Source organism: Paraburkholderia sp. TE9906, from assembly GCF_056279605.1.
The window spans coordinates 132,145-150,432 of the sequence record NZ_JBWCCT010000014.1; the positions used below are offsets into that span (position 1 = coordinate 132,145).

16 protein-coding genes are annotated in these 18,288 nt (G+C 57.1%); 8 read left to right on the top strand and 8 right to left on the bottom strand.

From position 1 onward, the window contains the following. Window positions 1-8: 8 nt before the first annotated feature. From ACZ9H4_RS29550 to ACZ9H4_RS29560, 3 genes are all read right to left on the bottom strand, one after another. A complete protein-coding gene (locus ACZ9H4_RS29550) occupies window positions 9-374 on the bottom strand; it encodes a cupin domain-containing protein (protein ID WP_476122224.1) in 366 nt (121 codons plus the stop codon). A gap of 799 nt (window positions 375-1,173) precedes the next feature. Further along, window positions 1,174-2,115 carry a hypothetical protein gene (locus ACZ9H4_RS29555; RefSeq protein WP_476122226.1) on the bottom strand — a complete coding sequence of 314 codons (942 nt, stop codon included), beginning with the start codon at window positions 2,113-2,115 and terminating at the stop codon, window positions 1,174-1,176. Between the two features lie 2 nt (window positions 2,116-2,117). Continuing rightward, window positions 2,118-2,702, bottom strand: a complete 585-nt coding sequence (locus ACZ9H4_RS29560; RefSeq protein ID WP_476122228.1) for a tyrosine-type recombinase/integrase — start codon at window positions 2,700-2,702, stop codon at window positions 2,118-2,120. A 68-nt stretch (window positions 2,703-2,770) separates the two neighbouring features. On the opposite strand from ACZ9H4_RS29560, the gene ACZ9H4_RS29565 reads away from it, so the two are divergent. Further along, a complete protein-coding gene (locus ACZ9H4_RS29565; RefSeq protein WP_476122230.1) occupies window positions 2,771-3,067 on the top strand; it encodes a hypothetical protein in 297 nt (98 codons plus the stop codon). A gap of 128 nt (window positions 3,068-3,195) precedes the next feature. On the opposite strand, the gene ACZ9H4_RS29570 is transcribed toward ACZ9H4_RS29565, so the two are convergent. Further along, a complete protein-coding gene (locus ACZ9H4_RS29570; RefSeq protein WP_476122232.1) occupies window positions 3,196-3,645 on the bottom strand; it encodes a hypothetical protein in 450 nt (149 codons plus the stop codon). 425 nt (window positions 3,646-4,070) lie between these two features. Between ACZ9H4_RS29570 and ACZ9H4_RS29575 the strand changes: the two genes are divergently transcribed. Genes ACZ9H4_RS29575 through ACZ9H4_RS29590 form a run of 4 tightly spaced genes read left to right on the top strand, consistent with a single transcriptional unit; the run spans window position 4,071 to window position 5,342 of the window. Continuing rightward, window positions 4,071-4,406 carry a hypothetical protein gene (locus ACZ9H4_RS29575; RefSeq protein WP_476122234.1) on the top strand — a complete coding sequence of 112 codons (336 nt, stop codon included), beginning with the start codon at window positions 4,071-4,073 and terminating at the stop codon, window positions 4,404-4,406. Between the two features lie 40 nt (window positions 4,407-4,446). Continuing rightward, window positions 4,447-4,698 carry a hypothetical protein gene (locus ACZ9H4_RS29580; protein WP_476122310.1) on the top strand — a complete coding sequence of 84 codons (252 nt, stop codon included), beginning with the start codon at window positions 4,447-4,449 and terminating at the stop codon, window positions 4,696-4,698. After that, a complete protein-coding gene (locus ACZ9H4_RS29585) occupies window positions 4,682-5,041 on the top strand; it encodes a hypothetical protein (RefSeq protein WP_476122236.1) in 360 nt (119 codons plus the stop codon). The genes ACZ9H4_RS29580 and ACZ9H4_RS29585 overlap by 17 nt, the downstream gene beginning before the upstream one ends. Window positions 5,042-5,081: 40 nt before the next feature. Continuing rightward, window positions 5,082-5,342, top strand: a complete 261-nt coding sequence (locus ACZ9H4_RS29590) for a hypothetical protein (protein ID WP_476122238.1) — start codon at window positions 5,082-5,084, stop codon at window positions 5,340-5,342. Between the two features lie 424 nt (window positions 5,343-5,766). Here ACZ9H4_RS29590 and ACZ9H4_RS29595 read toward each other — a convergent pair whose 3' ends face one another. Continuing rightward, window positions 5,767-7,545 (bottom strand): phage integrase family protein, encoded by a 1,779-nt coding sequence (locus tag ACZ9H4_RS29595; protein WP_476122240.1) that lies wholly within the window; start codon window positions 7,543-7,545, stop codon window positions 5,767-5,769. An 849-nt stretch (window positions 7,546-8,394) separates the two neighbouring features. Here ACZ9H4_RS29595 and ACZ9H4_RS29600 point away from each other — a divergent pair. Continuing rightward, window positions 8,395-9,066 carry a hypothetical protein gene (locus tag ACZ9H4_RS29600; protein ID WP_408258539.1) on the top strand — a complete coding sequence of 224 codons (672 nt, stop codon included), beginning with the start codon at window positions 8,395-8,397 and terminating at the stop codon, window positions 9,064-9,066. Window positions 9,067-9,266: 200 nt separating this feature from the next. Here the strand turns inward: ACZ9H4_RS29600 and ACZ9H4_RS29605 are convergent, their stop codons facing one another. The 3 genes from ACZ9H4_RS29605 to ACZ9H4_RS29615 form a co-directional block, all read right to left on the bottom strand. After that, entirely contained in the window at window positions 9,267-11,456 is a 2,190-nt protein-coding gene (locus ACZ9H4_RS29605) for an ATP-binding protein (RefSeq protein WP_476122242.1), read from the bottom strand. Continuing rightward, complete coding sequence (locus tag ACZ9H4_RS29610; protein ID WP_476122244.1) at window positions 11,416-12,855, bottom strand: SIR2 family protein; 1,440 nt, start codon at window positions 12,853-12,855, stop codon at window positions 11,416-11,418. Before ACZ9H4_RS29610 ends, ACZ9H4_RS29605 begins: the two co-directional genes overlap by 41 nt. 212 nt (window positions 12,856-13,067) lie before the next feature. Further along, window positions 13,068-14,015, bottom strand: coding sequence for a hypothetical protein (locus tag ACZ9H4_RS29615; protein ID WP_476122246.1), 948 nt, complete (start codon window positions 14,013-14,015; stop codon window positions 13,068-13,070). Between the two features lie 545 nt (window positions 14,016-14,560). On the opposite strand from ACZ9H4_RS29615, the gene ACZ9H4_RS29620 reads away from it, so the two are divergent. Then, window positions 14,561-15,637 carry a HamA C-terminal domain-containing protein gene (locus ACZ9H4_RS29620; RefSeq protein WP_476122248.1) on the top strand — a complete coding sequence of 359 codons (1,077 nt, stop codon included), beginning with the start codon at window positions 14,561-14,563 and terminating at the stop codon, window positions 15,635-15,637. After that, a complete protein-coding gene (locus tag ACZ9H4_RS29625) occupies window positions 15,630-18,170 on the top strand; it encodes a DEAD/DEAH box helicase (protein WP_476122250.1) in 2,541 nt (846 codons plus the stop codon). Before ACZ9H4_RS29620 ends, ACZ9H4_RS29625 begins: the two co-directional genes overlap by 8 nt. Window positions 18,171-18,288: the final 118 nt, after the last annotated feature.

The window sequence follows — 18,288 nt, forward strand, 5'->3', positions numbered from 1 at the left end:
TTTCGTGTTCACGTACGGAGCAATGGATCTCCCTCGTTTATCCAATCAGCACGTGGCGGATTGAAAATGTCATATTCTACTGTGTCTTCTAACACTTCGGCCCGGTGTGACATGCCCGACGGAATAATAATCACCTCGCCTGCGCGGACGATCACGCCGCTGATATCATCTCCCATCCAGAAATGCATTGCGCCCTCGACGACAAAAGTAAACTGTTCATTCGGATGAACGTGTTCTGGCACAACATCGCCACATCGCAAGGTGACTTGCCCAATCATGACGCGTTCGGAAGTGATGTAGCGGCGGGTTACGCCGCCCAAAATCGTCTCCTCGCGGCGGTCGACCCATCGATGATGCTGGAATGTTTCGGGCAAAATTGAGCCTCCATTTTTAAAGTGGCAGTTACACCCGCGATTCGTTGAATCAGCTTCACATTGATAGCTTGAGACCGCTGCGCAATTGAGTCAACGGTCTGCCAATGTGTGTTCCGTACACTGACGCGCAATCGGCTTTCTATGCCGCGTTGCGTCCGCCCCTTGCTTGACGATGAAGTTGCAACATTGGAACGGGATAGGGTGCGCGTATGCGCCAACGATAGTTTTATAAATGATCGCCCTAGCTGTGGCTGGTAGATTGCCGAAACCGACCGGCAGCTATTTTTAATGCCCGGAAACCGACCCACGGTGAAGTTGTCTTAAACTTCTAGTTGTCCAGCAGGGCCACCGCCGCGCAGAGTTCTATTTGTTGCGAGGTGTTTGGAGTTGCACATTCGCATAGAATTACACACGCGCCGGCTTGGGTGCGTAGTCAAGCAGCCTGTTGTTCGATCGGATTGAGAACCGATCGGTCGGCATTTTGCCCCGACTTGGCCGCTACATCAATAGTCCGTGAGGGTTGCGGTAACGACAATTAGAAACTTTGAGAGAAGACGCAAAAAAGATGTGGTCCGATAATGAGGCGACCGTCGACTACTGAAGTTTGGAATTGTCGCAGACGCCGGTGCAAAATTATTGCTGCAAGCGCAGAGAGGACCGATTTCAGTCCCAATTCCGGGGGCTGCGGCGGAAAAAAATATCCCTGTCAGAATGATCGAGGCCCGTTTGAGCACTCCCGGAAAAAACACCTGTGCTGAACACTCGCGCGGTCCAAATGGAATTCGTCGAGTCAAAGTGATCACTTTGACTCTGACTCACGGCCAGCCTTGAGCACCGTGTCGCGGAGATGCCTGCGACTGGATGCTGTCAACGTGCTGGTTGCCTCCCACCGCTCTACTGCAAGAACCCAATCCCCGGACAGGCCAGCGGTTCTCGCTCGATAAATACGTTCGCAGTCAACCCGGTTTCGGATCTTTGGTTCTGCAGAGATAATCCCGAGCGCTGCGAGTACGCGTAAGAGCTGGAAGTACAGTGAACTGCGATAGTTCGAGTCCTGCCAGCGCCTGCGGATCGATTCAATGAACTCGGTCGTCAACAACTCAAGTTCGGGGCGCTGGTTGATGAGCAGGAGTTCTGCGACCAGACTCATCAACGGTTTGCAGGGACCATGATATCCCCACGCTGCCGATATCTCGGTAACGCGCAGCAGCGTATCTGCGATTCGCTCCTTGCCGAAGACCTTCTCGGCCAGCGCGACCCGTTTTACCTCGCCCAGGCTGGGAATGTCGTGGAAACAGTGCAGCAGGTAGGCAACAGCCATCAACGCCTGGCGTTCACCGCCCGCACGGGGCGTCGGGCGGTGTGCGGTGAAGAACGCTTGTTGCGTGGTTCCCAGGACAGTTCGCCATACCGTCGCGTCCCACGCCCAGAACGTTGCCCTTTGCATCTCGCAATACTGAAGAAGCATCAGCCTTACACGATCGTTGTAAACACGCTTGCTGTCGACAACGGCGAGCGCGTCGTCGATTGGAGCGAGTAGACGTTCAAGACCGGACAGCCTGCTAAGGACCGCCTTTACCGTGCGTTCACTGGCCATAGCAAGAGGGAGCTCGAACCTCAACACCTTCTGCTCGGCAGCCGTCAGTTGGTTTCTGCGATCATAGTCCGTGATCTGAATCGGCCACGTCCACAGACGGGCGTCAGGCTTCGGGGCGCGTGCGGCCCGGGATGAGTTCATCATCGTTACTCCGCATCGGCGACGCAAGCCAGGGCGTCGACACGCCACGCGTGGATCTGACGCATGGTCTTCGCGAACCGGTCGGCCAGATCATGTCCCGACAAATGCACGTATTGCCTGGTCGTCTCCAGATTCTGGTGACCGGCAAACCGGGCAATCTCATGCAGTTGCCAGCCCGAGCGGGCGAGATCGGTCAGACAGAGATGGCGCAGCGTATGGGTCGAGAACGCCGGCACATCGGCACGAAGCGCAATGGATCGGACTACCTTGGACCACGTCCATAGCGTGATGGGCGCGCCATGGTTGCGGGGCGATTCGGATAGGAACAGCGCGTGCCGATCGCCGGCAAGGACATGCCGGTGCCGAAGGTAGTCGCGCAGCAGTTCGCCGGAAGTTTGGGAATACGGCACGACACGCTCCCGGTGACCCTTGGTCGTCTCCGCTCGGATACGCAGCAGCCGGTGGGCAGGATCGAGATCGCTGCCATGAAGCTGGCACAGTTCCTCCCGACGAAGCGCCGCATCATAGGCAAACGCCAGCATGCACCGGTTACGTTTAGGTTCGTCGCGGACTACAGCCAGCAGACGCAACCTACCGCTGCGAGGAAACCGTCTTTTTCAGCTTTCCTCATTGGCGTGTCTGCCGTGACTGGGTTCAGGTGTTGCGGAAGCTGGTCGGCTATACCGACGACGAAATCCTGGCTGAGGGGAGTACCGTTGACTTTCGCGAATACTTTCTCTGGCATCAGGAAGGTACGATTGGTGCGTTGGCGGCAGCGCGGATGGCGGCGCAGTTCGCGAAATGGGATGAACGTGCGAAGGCGTTTGGGGAGCAGTTCGCGGACGGGAGCGAGAGGATCCTCGCGGAACAGTGGTTTTACAATATCTACGAAGACATGCGGAATATGTTCGAGTGGACGTCTAACGACGGTATCGTCTTTCTCCGCAGCGCCTGAGGCGTTTCGAGAAGGCATATCCCTGGCGCGTCACGGGATGCGTCTCTCGAGCGAGCAGTTCGCGTGAAGCGTAAGTGTGGCGCCTCGCGCCACGGTTAGCCCACGTAGGAATGAGCTTGTTTGGCGCGCTATTCGGTTTCAGCTTTCTCGGCTTCAGTTCTTGTGGTAGTCCGCCTGTCGGACAGTAGCGGCCCACACTTGCGACACAGCACCGCGAGGTAGTTCAAACTGACAGTGTCCAGCGTAAAGCCGTTCCTGTGTACGTCGTAACTTTCCAAATAAGTTACGTGGAATTCCGCCATGTCGACTGGACCTCCGCATTTGGAGCAGGATTCGATCGGCCCAATTCTTGGGTAGGAAATCGGTACGTGCTCCCTTGCCATCACCACGTTGCGCCCCAAAACGGCGCAGGGTTCGCTGCAGTAACACTCAAGGCCTTCGCTCCCGGAGATTTCGACCTCGGGTTCGCCTTCGTGATAATGAGCACGGTTCCATTCCCGCGATATAGAGAACACGGCTGAGCGGAATCTCCGATTGCAGGTGTAGCACTCGTACTCATCGTCGTCGAACTGGTCCATGGTTTCTCCAGCAGAGCTGTCCGTGCAAGGAGACTAGCAGGAACACCTGCGTTGGCAAGAACTCATCGCGTGACGTCTCTGATTAGGGGCGTCTGGAAGCTTGAAAGTTCTGCGTGTATTGCCTAACTTAGTAGTCTTAAGCCGGTGCAATGCCGGCGTGTAGCACCAGAAACGAGCCTCTATTCGTCCCATCGACCGTCCGCTAGGTCAGGCCCCCATTTTATGAGAGGGTACGTTGGGAGCCGGTGATGAGTCGAATCTGGGCACGCAACAGAGCTGCAACTGTGGAAATCTTGTTCGCGATTCCATCCGGCTGCCCGCTCCACCGATCCGAGGCTCTCCGGTCATCTACGCAACCCGCTTGCGTCAGACAGCACTCGCGCATCCTCTCTTCGATTGTGACATTCAACCTTGAGGAGACTGCGATGCCGATCTGGAAACCACTTCCCGCGTCTGAATTGCCGAGAATTCCACTGTCTCGATGGCGCGTATTCGAGACGGAAGACGGCAGCCGACATTTTGTGGGTGTCGATATGTTCGACTCATCGGGGCGCGTCAGTTCCCCGATAGTTGCGTTCGACCCGGTCGCTCGCGAGGGTAGAACGCAGACAGGGCGCATCTACGAACTGATAGGACCGAATGGTTCGTCATTAAACGTTGACTACGTCTGGTCGCGCTGGTGTGAACTATATGAGGTTAAGGCATACACCGATGTGACCGAACGCATGTTTAACGGAGCCGATGATGACGACTCCAACTGAGCGCACCAAAGCGATACTGGGCACGCGAGAGCTTTTGCAGATGCTCGCACGTTCGGATGGGGTAACCATTGGTGGCCGGATCCAGGCAGTGGCAGAGGGACTGCTCAGGCATTACCCCCTCAAGCTAGACCTCGATGTGTCTGCCGCAGCATTACCTACGCTCTGGGCGGCGGCGACGGACAGTCGGTCGAATAGCTCACTAGGGCCTCCGCAACATCGCGAACGCATCCCGGATGCGAGTGACAACGGCACGACTCATGATGACGGAGACGAAGATGACCAGTCAGCATGACGTTCCTGAGGACTTTCCGAGACAGCCTGCACCGGGGGCGGTGTCTGGCGCCCAGCCGAAGCTTCTTGTACGTCGAGTGGACGCGCGATATCAATCCGCGCTTACCGAGGAACAATTGCGGACGCGTTATGACGCCTGCGAAGATCTTGCGCGGCAGCTTGTCGAATACGCTTCGAGGAAGATGAGGCGGTTCGGTTGGTCTATCGACGAAGTGCTCGACAAGGTCAAGGAGAGCTTGAGTCACAAGGTCAGCGCCGGCGAGTGGGATCTTTCTCCCGAGGAAATCGGATGGGTGATGGAGCGAACGTGGAGACTGTTGTCGACGATCGCCAGCCAGCCCTGAGAAAAATGGCATCTATGAAAATTAGTTTCGACGGTGGAGCGTGAATGTCTCCGCGGAGCGTGCATTGTTTGACGGGAGCCTTTATGACTATCGCGGAAGCAGCCGCGTATCTGTTTGTGAGTCGTACGCACATCCGGAAACTTCTCGCATCCGGAAGCTCGTGGAGGTTTTGCCAAAAGACCATAATGGGCTGGTCAATATCGATTTTGATTCCGTCGAAGCGTATCGCCGGGAGCAGGACGTCGCGATACAGGCCTATCAGCGTTCGCAGGCGGAAGACGATGAGCGGCTCGACCATTGAAATCCGCTTCCATCCACGCATGAGCGGGGGAGCATATGGCTCAAACGAATAGCTTCGACCTTGAAGTTGCGTTGAAGAAGCTTCACGAGTTGTCCTTGGAGGACGGCGATGTGGGATACGAATACTGGCACCGTGTTGGCGAGCTTCTACGGCGCGCAGCAGGTCTGCAAGCTGAAATTGATTCGCTTAGTAGCGAGTTGGAGCGCTGTCGGGCGCTACTCGCGCTTCGCGCGGGCTGAAAACTGTGCCAAGCAGAAGCGGCGAGCGCGATGTGGTCGAAGCTTGCTGACCAGGAGGAGCGCTCGTCGCTCGGAGTTTCGACGGGATGCAGAATGGGTGTTCCAGCGCTCTTCCTGGTAAGCGGGGGGGCGGCGATGAAATGGAAATGGCTAAGGTCGGCTGGCCGGCTGCTTCGCGGTAGTGGTCAGCGGGGACGGCCGAACGCGGCGCTGACTTGATGCGCGCGTCGCCTGTCGTTTCCGTGTAGATAGGTCGACGTTGTTGCAATGGACGAATGCCTGAGATTGTCTCGGACGGCTATGAGCTCTACGCCAGACTCGAGCGCATGTGTGGCGTGAGTGTGTCGGAGCCAGTGGGGACTTGCTCGCCTCAGCCTCGCAGCAAGCGCAGGATTGCGTGCCTTCACATACTCTGCCGCCTCCTGGAAAAGCTCACCCATCATCTGTCGCAACCGCGCCGCACTGATGCCATGTTCATCCGTCGCTGCTCGTGCGATCCGGCGGCTTGCCGTCTCGTTTCTGTCAATTGCGTCGACCATTGGCGTTGACGGTTGCCAGCGAGGCTGGGTAAGCGGCAAGCCCCGGCTTTTCAGATATTGGCGCAAGGCATGCATCGCGAGCGGCGGAAGTGCGACGCGTCCGCTCTTCGTGCCTTTCCCTGTCACGTCCAGCCACCAGGCGCCGCGCTGGTCCCTGTCGACATCGCCGAGCGTCGCGGCGACGAGTTCATTCGCCCGCAATCCCGTTGCGTAGCCGAAATCGAGCACGAAACGCAGACGCTGCGCAGCAGCCGTCGTCCAGCCGTGACGCTCGAGCTTGCAAGCGAAGGTCCGTACGGCTTTCCACTCGGGGTCATTGAGCGCTCGCGCGGTATCGAAGGGTGTACGTGGACGAGCAATGCGGACCGTAACGCCGGCGAACGGATTCACGACGACGTAGTGCTGGGCGACAAGCCACGCAAAGAGCGCCCTTAAAACCGTCAGCGCATAGGCCGTGGAGCGAGGGCTCAGTGCTCGCGCAAACGGACGCCATAACGGTGAGGATCGTGGACAGGGTGGCCCAATCCAGCGCGCTGCGGGTTCGGGACGCCGCAGGAAGGCGCGGAACGCGGTTGCGTCTTCGGTCGACAGCGACGAGAGCGGCACGCGCCGCTCGACTACCGCCCATAGCAGCAGGCGTTCGGCCTCTCTTCGGTAAGCACGCACAGTATGCGCAGATTCGTGGAGCGCGAGCCATGCAGCAACGGCGCCTGCATCCGTTGTGGCCGCGAGGCTGCACGTTTCACGCGGTGCGCGATAGCGACCCTGGGAGCCGTCAAGCTCCGCGGGCAGTGAAGCCAAAGACCAGACCGGGAGCAACTGGCCTCGACCTTGAGCCTGCTGTGCCACCTGTGCAGCGCGGCGCGCAAGTTCCGGATGCGTATCGAGCCACGTAGTGACCTTTTGAGCACCAATTGCTCCAAGTCCCGGTATCGGCTGCCACCAGCGGCGTCGGCGCAGCACGAACAGCATCAGTTCAGCTAGAGACCTGATTCCCGCAGCTGCGAGTGCGCGCGCCGCGCGTGGTGCGAGCCACTGGTCGACGGTGTCTGTCGGGTGTGGCTGCGGAATGGCCGTGGCCTGCAAAGCATCGAGGGCAGCCACGACCTGTGCTGCGTGCTGTACGCGTTCTGCGGCGGGGTGCGTGAAAAGCGCAATTAGGTCGTCACGCTGGCGGAGGCGGGCGCATGCCGCGAGCTGCCGACGGATGCGGGCGATAACGCTGCGCGAGGACTGGCCATCGCCGCGGACGTGGCTGAGGTAGTGCGCAACGGCCTCGCGCGCGGTGCCCCCCTCGTGCCAGGCTCGCAGCGCTGCGAGCGAGGCGAGGTCAGGCAGTGCGATGGCGACGGCAGCGGGCGATCTTGCGGATGGTCTGCTGCCAGGTCGGGTGCCCGCGCGGGCCAGGACAGGGGCAGTTCTCATCCAACCAGTTTAGGTCATGCAGATAGCATCTGCGATAAGAAGAGTTATCGCAAACGCGCTGTCCGGTCATCCACGCGCAAAAGGTCGATCCAGGTCAGACGGGCCGGCCAGCGCTGCTTCACGGCTTCCAGTACGGCCGTTGTGGCGTGCGTCCCAGCCCGCGCGACGCGGCGGACGGATGATCGGCACCGGCTACGCGGCGCTATCGCGGCAGCTTCCAGGCAGCGGCTGGTCAATGGGCGCACTCAATGGACCTGCCGCTACCGTCGGCGGGCATATGTCCGCTACGCCTGCTTGGCCGGCGCTTGCTGCAGGAGGACGGCAGCCGCGTTTTCGGGGTCGTCCTACACGCGAGAGCGGAACTTCACCGGCAAGCGCGAAAATGTACAAAAGGGCGTGCTGCAAAATATAGTAATTAATAGCCGGGGATTTTCAGGTGATCATTTTGTTTCAGAAAATTCCCGAGCTTGCCTGTAGACCACTAAAGAAAATTGGTGTTATAAATAACCGTCGCCCGCCAGTTTAAGGGGGCACGGAGAATTTAACGAGCATCGCGCTCAAATCCTCTCATTGCACCTTGCGTCGTGAGACGCATTGCTCCGGCAGTGTCAAAAGTAGGCCGCGTCGCAGTCAGCGGCAGGCAGCTGCTCGTCGGTGCGGTCAGTCAAGCATGGTCGGCTGAGTTGCTATGAGATTTTAATTCCTCGTCATGCCTGGATTCAGCGCTATACAAGGATGCAGGTCTGATTGGCCTGTTGAGAAACATTTCGTTTTGCGGAATCCAAACTCCTTTGAGGCGACGAATTTTTTGGCAAAACGAAAATCAGGTTTAATTTAGTGGAGAATATTATGAACGCACGCAACGCCCACAACGCAGGTCCTATCGGTAAATCCCCAGTAGCTCTTGGCCGGCTTCAGGCGCTTCGGTCGTTGAGTGCCCGTCCAAAGATGGCGCAAGGTCTGCCCGACGACATGCCCTTCCTGACCTTCCCGCTGAAGGCACATCAAGCGCGCTGCCTGCCGACGAGCGTCCAGAACTTCAATTTTGGACTTGGGCATATGCAGCTCTCTGACCGAATGCTGATGACGATGCGGCTTCAGCTCGAGAGCACCCAGCTCTACTGGATCGCAGAGATGACCGATCCGGAGCTTTGGGCGGCCATCGACATGTGGCGAAAGTACGAGCGCTTGCCGATTGGAATTATGATCGACAACGGAGACGGTTGGGGTGCCATGTTCCTCGAAACCCGGTTCTTCAATGAGCAACTGAGGGATGAGAAATACCGCGCGGCACCGCAACGGGAAGCGACGGCACACGACTGGCACGAAATGGCAGGACTGGTGACCGGATACATCCAGATGCAGGCGACGACGGATATCAATCACATCCCGTTGCAGCACGTGTTTGCAAGCGCGCTGTTGACGAAGCAATACGAGGATGTCGCTGAGAAGGAGACATTGGTGAAGAAGCCAGTCGTCGTTCAGCGGGCAGACGGTAACGGCGTTGTGATCCTCGGCTGACAGGTCATACCAAGAGTTCTGGCGAAGACGCGCGACCCGTTGGTCGCGCGTTCTTTTTTGCGCTGAGCAGTCTAACGGTAAAGCATGTGCGAGGGGCTCAAATAGCGTTGGCGTCTCGACAGGCCGGTCGTATCCAGACCGTAGATTCGCCGCCGGGTTCGCCGCCGACCTCATTGCGACCGTGAAGAGCGAGCCGATTACTAACGAGCAAAATACTCGTCGATAGAGTCCTGGTCATCCGAGTTGCCACCCGGCGCTCCGCTCCAGTCGAATGCGATTGCGTTCCAGTCGACGGTCCGCTCCGAGTGTCCAGTCCATACGTCCCAGTAATCTGGATCGTCAGATTGCGGACGGTGCTCGTCCGGCAACTCATCCAGTTCCACCAGTACAGGAATGGGCGTTGCCCATCCTAAAAGAATCGCTTGACGCGAAGGCAGGCTCGGTAGCTCCCGGAGCAACCCCCCGACGTTGTCTGGAACCAGACGTCCCACCAGGTCCTGATCGCTGTCGTTCACGATGCGGTGGAGCATGAACGTGTTGCACTGAGCAAGCACTGTTGGCGATAGCTCTGAAGGACGCTGCGACGAGAGTACCAGGCCAAGGCCAAACTTGCGCCCTTCGCGTGCGATGCGTTCAAACACTTCCCTACAGAGTTGGGCAGGTGACGTCACCGACGCATCGTCGTCCCGGCCCCGACGCACGAACGTATGCGCTTCCTCCAGAACCAGGACCGTCGGAAGAGCCTTGCCGTCCGCCCGTTGACGACGATACCGTTGCAAAGACTCGAAGACGAGTCGCGAGAGCACCGCGACGACGACGTGCACCACATCGGAAGGTACCAAGGACAGATCGACGATCGCGAGCGGGCCATTGCCGGCACCATCGGTTCCGACGTAATCCTCGAGCCACGCTGAGAACGTCGTGGGGGGATCCCGTGCAATCACGGATCCCAAACGCTGGTCCGCGAGCATTGCCTTGATGCGCAGCCCTAGCGTCGAAACGAACGCAGCGACGTTGCCGCCTTGTTCAATAGCCACGCGCTCAAGATGGTCAGCGAGAAGCGTCACATCGAACGGGCGCGGTGCATCTTCGCCGACCGGGGCGGTGCTTGCAAGGTCGGGTAGTGGGTCAGCAGTCTGGGTCAGAGCGTCGCGAACGGATTCAAGGTCGCTGACCAAGAAATCGTTGAAGTATTGACCCGATCTACGACTGTTTATGACGTTATTAGCCACCGTCGCAATGCCGGCTAAGGAGGCCCTCACTGGGGCATCGGATACAGAGGCTGCGAACTCTGTGACGTCTCCAGCAATAGTTTCGAGCATTCGCGCACACTGAAACCTTGCCGCAGGAGCGCCAGCGAAGGCCTGTGTGCCTTGGGCTAGCAACGCGCCGACTCGAACTGCGTAGGAGACCAAGTACCGGCGGATGACTGCTTCGCGCGGGATTCCCTCGGTCTGCCCGCTCTTGAGCTCGCGAATCCCTTGAAACAGCATGGGGCGCTGAACGCCAGGTTGTGCATGGGCTACCGAGGCCCATTCGTGACCATTCCACGTCCAGGCCGGTACATCGAGCGGACGGACGGCGCCTTCGATTGGAGGAACGCGAAAAAGCCGCAAATCATCGCCGAAGTCTCGGAAGGCCTTTGCGTACTCGCCGTTAGGATCCAGGACGATAAATCGACTGTTCGGCCGATGGTTCTCGAGTCCGCGATTAGCGCGCTCCTTGCGCGCGGCTGCCAGAGACCATCGAATGAGCCCAGCAACTGAACATGACTTGCCACTCCCCGTGTTGCCCAGCACGGCAAGGTGTCGACCAAATATCTTGTCCGGATTCACCATGATCGCCGCATTCGCGGCCATGGGAGATGTCCCGATTCTGACCCGTTTGTCGGATTCTTTCGATCCGACTATAGCCGACACCTGTTCTGGCGTTGGCATCAGTACTTGATCGCCTACCGAGGGGAACGCGATGACGCCGCGAGAGAGCTCAAACCGGATATTTTGGGCACCCTTATCGCGAAGCGTCGTCAATGTCCCTACGGGCGAGACGGCCATTTTTCGCGCGGGAAAGGGGAGGTCGATCAAGCCGACCTCCTTGCTTCCAATGCCCTTCGGGAAGCTTGCCCGCTCGACGCCCACCCAATTTATATAGCAAACAGTGGCGCCCGCCTCATTCGGCACAAGTACGTAGCCATTCAGCCGCGGGAAGGACGCAGGCGCGCCGGCGTTCAGCGCGGTCGCTTGCGGGGCGTTCATCTCCAGCGCTACGCGTATTTCGTTTGGCGAAACGGACTCAACCGTTCCGATCACAAGTTCCGCAAGTTGTTCGATAGGGCTCGTCATCAGAACCTCAGAAAGGGTCGTCGCCTGTCGTTTGAGATGGTGTCGCATCCGGGTTCGAGGCTGTCGGGGCGGCTGCAGGCAATGAATTCTCCTTTGCCGTTGACGCCGCTGCAATTTGGGCTGACGAAGAAGCGAGCCCAGCGCCATGCTGGGAAGGCTCTCTGGCACCATCGGCACTTGAGAAACCTAACGGACGGTTCTTCAAAAGCTCCGCCATGCGATTCGTGATGAAGTCGATGGCCGGCTTCGGGAGGTAATGCGTCACCAGGTTTTCCAGGTGGGCAAAATGCCCTCCTACAAGCAGAGATATCTGTGCAGGCCGGGCTGCGGTACTGTAGAAGGACTTCACACGGCCAAATGATTCTTCGCTGGTACCGAACGCGATAATGACGACGTGAGTCGACGGAATGCTCAACATGTCGAGTAGAACGCGATTCACGTGATCGTCGCCGAAACCGTAGCCATAGATGACGAGAACAGAGTTCGCCCTGCAAAGAGCAGCGGCGAAGTCTCGAAAGAGCTCCGCGTAGGGATATGCAGTCGTCTCGACATCTTTGGCCGGATTCGGGTAGATCATCACCGTGTCGATAGGTTTCCTCGGCACGTCAGAGTGGCCAATCCCCGCACCAAAAGGAATACCGACTCGATGCATCTGCTTCGTCCGCGCATTAATGTGCCAGTCCAGCGAGCCATGCAGCTTCGTGAGTCTGATGACACCTTCCATGAAGCGCGGTTCCCCTCGAATTCCCGGAGGGTTGTAATGCATGTCGACGTCAACGCGGGTCGAACGGAAGACTGGATTGAGTGCACCTACGAATCGGTCGATTATCCGAAGTCCGGCCAGGTCACAACCGTATTCGATCAGGCGGTCGTAGTTTGTCGTGAACACCTGAAGTCGTTCGCGCGAAGCCGACCGACTTGCAAAGCTCAGCAAGAATGATTGCAATGCCGAGACGCCAGCCTTCCAGTCCTCGTCGCCTGCTTCCGCGATTGCCCGCTCGGTATCGAGGAGAGAGCCAAGGAAATCGAGCAAAACTGCGTCCATCTGCTCTTGGAGAGCCTGCCGCTCGGCGTCATCACCGATTACCTTCAGCCCTTCCAGCACCATCAGCGCGCCGCGGAGTTGGTCTTCGATGTTTGCGCTACCCCGGCCCATTGCTGCAGCCGACTTCTTAGCGTACGCATCGATTTTCTCGTCGTACTTCGAGCCGAAGGTGACCGTACCCATACCAGTCGCGACGGCCTTCGTTTGATAGCTGACCGCGGCTGTAAACCCGCTACCGAGTAAGAGGTTTAGATGCTCCGACTGGAATACAGCCGAGAGCCAAGGTTCGATATTTCTTCGTGCGGCGGTTGTGATCGCTTCCAATGTGTCTTCGTCGGTCGGTAGCTCGTCGAACCATTGCTCGTTTGCACCGACTTTGTATCCATGTAAGGCCCACGGCATACTTCTCTCCCGAAGTTTCTTTTTTCCGTTTCTACCTCGAATGACTCACGATCTTAGGATAGCATCGGGAGACGGCCTTCGTCCCGAAGGTGATCGGTGGGCCGCCCGATACCTCCCGTCCGTTCGGGAGCCGGCTTCGGAGTGTTCCGTTGCCTGCGCTTTCGCTGGCGGTACCACCTTACACAACCGCACCTCACGGAGCCGTCTCGCTCCTACGCTGTCTGCTGATGGTGCGCGAGGAACGCGCGCCAACGCGCTTTGGACGGCTCTGACAGATTGCAATCCGGCGCATCGAGGTCTAACAAGGCATCAAACAACGGCGACACCGAATACAAGTGCGATTTCTTGACCTTTGAAGCGAAACCCCATTTGTCTAATAACGCGTACCTTTGGTCGTAGTCATGTATATGGGATCCGGCAATTTTGTGGCTGCCTATCCGCGGATCGATGGAGATGGAGTCGATCAAGAACTGTGGCTTTAACTTGATTTTTAAGAGTGAAAGGCCTTTCGCTGCGTCATCGAGCAGCACGATGGGCCGAACCTCGTTTTCCGCCTCGTAGGCCTCGCGCTTGACGGAGAGCAACGAGGCGACGCAGGCCGGATCTTTTCCCGTATCGGGGCCGTGCGCGTAGGTTGACACCACGCGCTGCGCAAGGTCCTCTTCTGGCATGTAGGCGACCTTGGTAATGTACAGAAACTCGAACGATGCAGTGTTTTCTAGCCCAAACTGTAAGGCTGCCTGCAGCTTACCGATGGTGGTCGAAATTTGAATCGCTTCAGTGGCATGAAGCATCGGCGTGAAGGCGCGATCGTCCGTTTCATTTTCCGGGGCTTTGGCCGTGAGTCTGGAGTAGGCACGCAGCATCGTGTCTGCCATGCACTTGGTGGTCCACGATTGCGAGAAGACTTGAAAATCACTGCCATCCAGCACCTTTTGGGCTTGTGTCCCGTGTTTGTCGGTCACACGCACTTGGATCGGACGATGGATCAATTCGTAGGGATCGTCCCAACTTTCTGGACGAACTAAGGTCAAGTTCCCGTCCACGAGCAAATCTTCGACCCAACGCCAGGTTACAAACCGGTGGATGGGCGTGTCGAGATCCAATTGCGGGTCGTGGAAGCAACGGTTAATTGCAGTGGTATCGGCTTCTTGATTCACTTCGTGTCTCTTTAGCGTGAAGGTGACGGAAACAGGTTATTCGAATTGTCGTTTGACTGCAGTTCTGGGGTGCGGGCCCCGGACGTATGACACCATACCCGACGGCGTCGTCCCATGAAGGCGATCAAGGTAGCCTGCTAGGGGGGACACACTCGATGTGTGCTTTCACTTGCGTGGGACGGACGCACCTGGCCACCAGATGGGTAGGATCCGGCCGTTCGCTCGGCATCGGATCGGACGTACCGGGGAGCGCGGGGCGCACGGATGCACACATCACGGTTGCGGTCGCGTGAGGAATGATCAGGGTCACCGCGCGGCTCGCAGATTTTTCAGCTGGCAAGCGCGACTGACCTCGACATATCGGTGAAGATGACGAGTGAGGAGAAATTTCGATGCGAATTGCATCATTTCTGCCGCCTTGATGGTGTCGGGACTAAAGTTTTTCTATAGTCTGCCGATTTACAGATGTAAGCCGGTTTTTGCGAAGGGTCTTGTATCCGAAAAGCGCATTGTTATGAGGCAGATCGCGATTTGAGAGGATCGCATTGCGCTTTTCCGTCGTGACGGCACAGATGGCAGTGGTGTGGGATCATCACGGCGGCGGCGTGCTTGAAAACTACGACCCCGGCATATTGGAACGGGAGCTGAAGCGTCAAATGGAAGACGGAAGTGCACAGCCTGACGATATCGAGCGATATTTTGAACCACTCCTTGGGTTTCATTCGATCGAGACCCGAGTCCGGAAGCTGGCGAGTGCTGATAGCGGGACTCCCGAGGTCAACGCTCATTTCCTTTACCCCGCCTTCCAGAACGAAAGGCCTGCGGTTGCTCCGCTTGTCGAGGCGCTGACCGATTCAATCCTCGGATTCTGTATAACCAAAGCGGAGATTGCCGAGGCAAAGTTCGCCGACGCCAAAATTCGACACGGCAGTCCTGCAATCCAAAGGCTGATTTCGAAGGCAAAGCGTCGCTTTATCAAAGCGAAAGAGATGTCGAAGTCGGGAGAGGGTGGCGAACTGTTGCTGTATGCCTTGATCGAGCATTTTCTACAGGCTCCGATCATTCTTTCCAAAATGCGGTTGAAAACGAGCGCGCAAATGCCCGTGCATGGCTCTGATGGCGTCCATGCGCGGTGGGACACCCAAAAGAACCGGCTCATCATCATTTTTGGCGAGTCGAAGGTGCATGCATCCTGTGCCGCGGCCGTCAAGGCAGCAGCAAAGTCTGTTGGGGAATTCGCCAACAACATCGGCGACCGGAAGAGCTACGAGCTTCAGTTGACCACTGACCATATCGATCTCGATGGTTTCCCAGAAGAAAGCAAAGATGCGCTGCTGCGTTATCTACACCCTTTCGCAACTGAAGAAGCAAATAACCGGGAAGACCGATTTGCGATTCTCATCGCCTATGATAGCTCTGGTTACGTAGACCCTGATGACGTGGATAGCGCAGAAGACGCATTTGTCAAGTTCTATCGTGAAGATCTCGAGAGAGTCCTGAGACTGGCTCGTCAGCACCTGAAGGGCAACAAAGTTTCCCTTCGGTTCGTCGATCTGTTTGTATTCCCGCTGCCGGACGCTCAGGACTTTCGCGATATGTTTAAGGACGCTCTTCGTGTCTGAGTTTCGGTTACAGCTCGCAAGGGCGGTCGCGAAAGACAGGGAATTCAAGGCTGCATACCGCGAGCTGCAATGGCATAGCCTGTCTTCGTTGCTTCGTCAAAGACGCAAAATCGACGGTACGAAGGCGCAAAAGCTGTTGCAGTCGGCGCTCATTTTTGCTCAGAGCACTGATAAACAACTTCATATAGTTGCTCAGGACATCGCGTATTGCCTAGCTGCATTGCGGATCTCCGAAGAGGCGAAAGCGGCGTGTGGTCACGTTATGGCGACGCTTGGAAACTTCCCCGCAAGCGATTTCATAGCCGGTGAATCTGGATCCATACGTTTTCTTCCGTGGCAACTTGCGGGTTCCGAAACAGCCCGACGCGACGCGAACTCAATCAGCGTTCGGGATGAACCGGTTTTGCTTACGGATTTTCAGCTCATGGTGTGGCGTGAACTGCACGAGCGTCAGTTTGTCAGCGTTAGCGCTCCGACGTCGTCTGGCAAGTCGTTCATCATTCAAACGTTTCTCAAGGACTTCATCACCAGATCCGACCGAAATCTCGACGTCGTCTACATCGTCCCGTCGAGGTCGCTCATCCACGAGGTTCAAACGAAGTTAACGGACGCCTTGCCGGAAGTTGTGGTTATGAGTACGCCGCGCGCTCGCATCGAGAACGCGTTCAATCAGACTCGCGTATTTGTGTTCACGCAGGAGCGGTTGCGTACTGCGCTGGATCAAGAGGACTTCGACCTGGATATCCTCATTGTAGATGAGGCGCAACAGATTGGAGATGGCGCGCGAGGGATCCTTTTGCATAGTTGCCTGGAAGATGCTATCCGGCGCATACCATCTACCAAGGTGTTGTTTATCACCCCTGGACGGCAAAGTGGAGCGCCAATAGGTGAACTCCTGCAGCTTAATGGACTTGCCGATTTGCAGACCCATCTCCGTCCTGTTCGACAAAACCTCATTTATGCGGACTTCGTACAGGCGAGGAAAGACGATGATCTTCAGCTCTCGCTTCAGTTGCCAGATGGCGGAAGGCTTGAGCTTGGACGGATCGTGGCAAGGCCGTGCTTCAACAACTTTGAGCGGCTGATAGAAACTATCAGGCTGGTAGGTAGCGGCTCCAAGAGCTTGGTTTACGCGTCGTCGAAAGCGCCGGCGGAAGCCACGGCAACGGCGCTCGCGGGGATAGACGACCCGCTAGAAGGGGGAGACGCCGACCTACGGGAACTGGCGAGGTTCATTCGACACCACGTTCACCCGGAATTCGTCCTTGCCGACTGTGTGGAAAGAGGCGTTGGCTTCCACTACGGAAACATGCCGACCAACATCACGAAGGCTCTTGAAGACAGTTTCGCGGAGGGAGCGATCGACACGCTTGTATGCACCTCCACTCTGTTACAGGGTGTGAACCTCCCGGCGCGCAACATCTTCATCTTCAACCCGCACAAGGGCAGGAATACGCCCATGAGTGTGGACGACTTCTGGAATTTGGCCGGTCGGGCCGGGCGCCTAAGTAAAGATACGCACGGAAATGTCTTCTTGGTTAGCTACGACCAGTGGAAATCCCAACCTGTGAATGAGGCGCCGGCTCTAGGGGTTGTACCGGCGCTGGCGAAGGCGCTAACTTCGGAGCAGCGGCCAATAGTCACTTTCGCAGAGAACGCAAAACATGCGTCCGGAAACAAGAGAACGGCGTTTGCGGAAAGCGTGTTCGCGAGGTTGTTTATCGACGCGAAAAGTGGAACGCTTCTGCAGACGATCAAGCAGGCGGCCCCAGGCCATGAATTGGAGTCGATGTCTCGACTGATTCGCGCCGTTGAACAGCATCTCAATAGTGTGACGCTGCCTGTTAGCCTACTAAAACGGCATGGCATGATCTCCCCTCTGCGTCAGCAGGAGATGTTCACCGTTCTTCGAGCGGCAGTTTCAGAGGGGCGTCACGAGGCCTACATTCCGTTGCATCCAATGGGTGGCGACGAAGCCAAAAACCGGCTTGAATTCATCTTACAACTCATTCATGAGCATTTCGAGGGGCGGCGGAACGAGGCACACCGTTTCTATGGTTGGTTTGCGCTATCGTGGATGGAGGGTACTTCGCTAAAGGACATGATTGACGTGCAATTGCGCTATGCCCGTGAACGGGCAGCGAAGGCTGGACAGAAACGTTCGGTATCGGCTGGAGACGTAATCAAGCGTGTACTGCAGGAAATCGAAGAAAAGTTGCGATTCAAGTATGTGAAGTTCGTATCCTGCTACCTTGATTTGCTGAAGCACGCGATGGTGGTGGAAGGGGGAGAAGCAAGCGAATTTCTGCCTATTCCACTGTTCCTTGAATTAGGTGCCTGTTCAAGAACAATGGTTTCATGCATGGATTTGGGTCTCTCCAGAATTGCGGCTCGCGAGGTAATGGACCTGCTCGTTGGCCGGGAGCTCAATTCCGTCGTGGTCCGTCTGAGATTGCGCAATCTTCCTGATTGGAGGTTGAGTAGGCTTTCACCGTTGGTTGTACAGGAGTTGAAGCGACTGAACTTGCGTTGAATCCCATGATGGAAGCGCACAGTCACGATGGAGGCCAATGGTCGCCGACGGCTATTGCGCTAGAGATTCGTCTACGGACGTAGCGGCGACGAAGAAATAAAAACAGCCTACCGAGGAG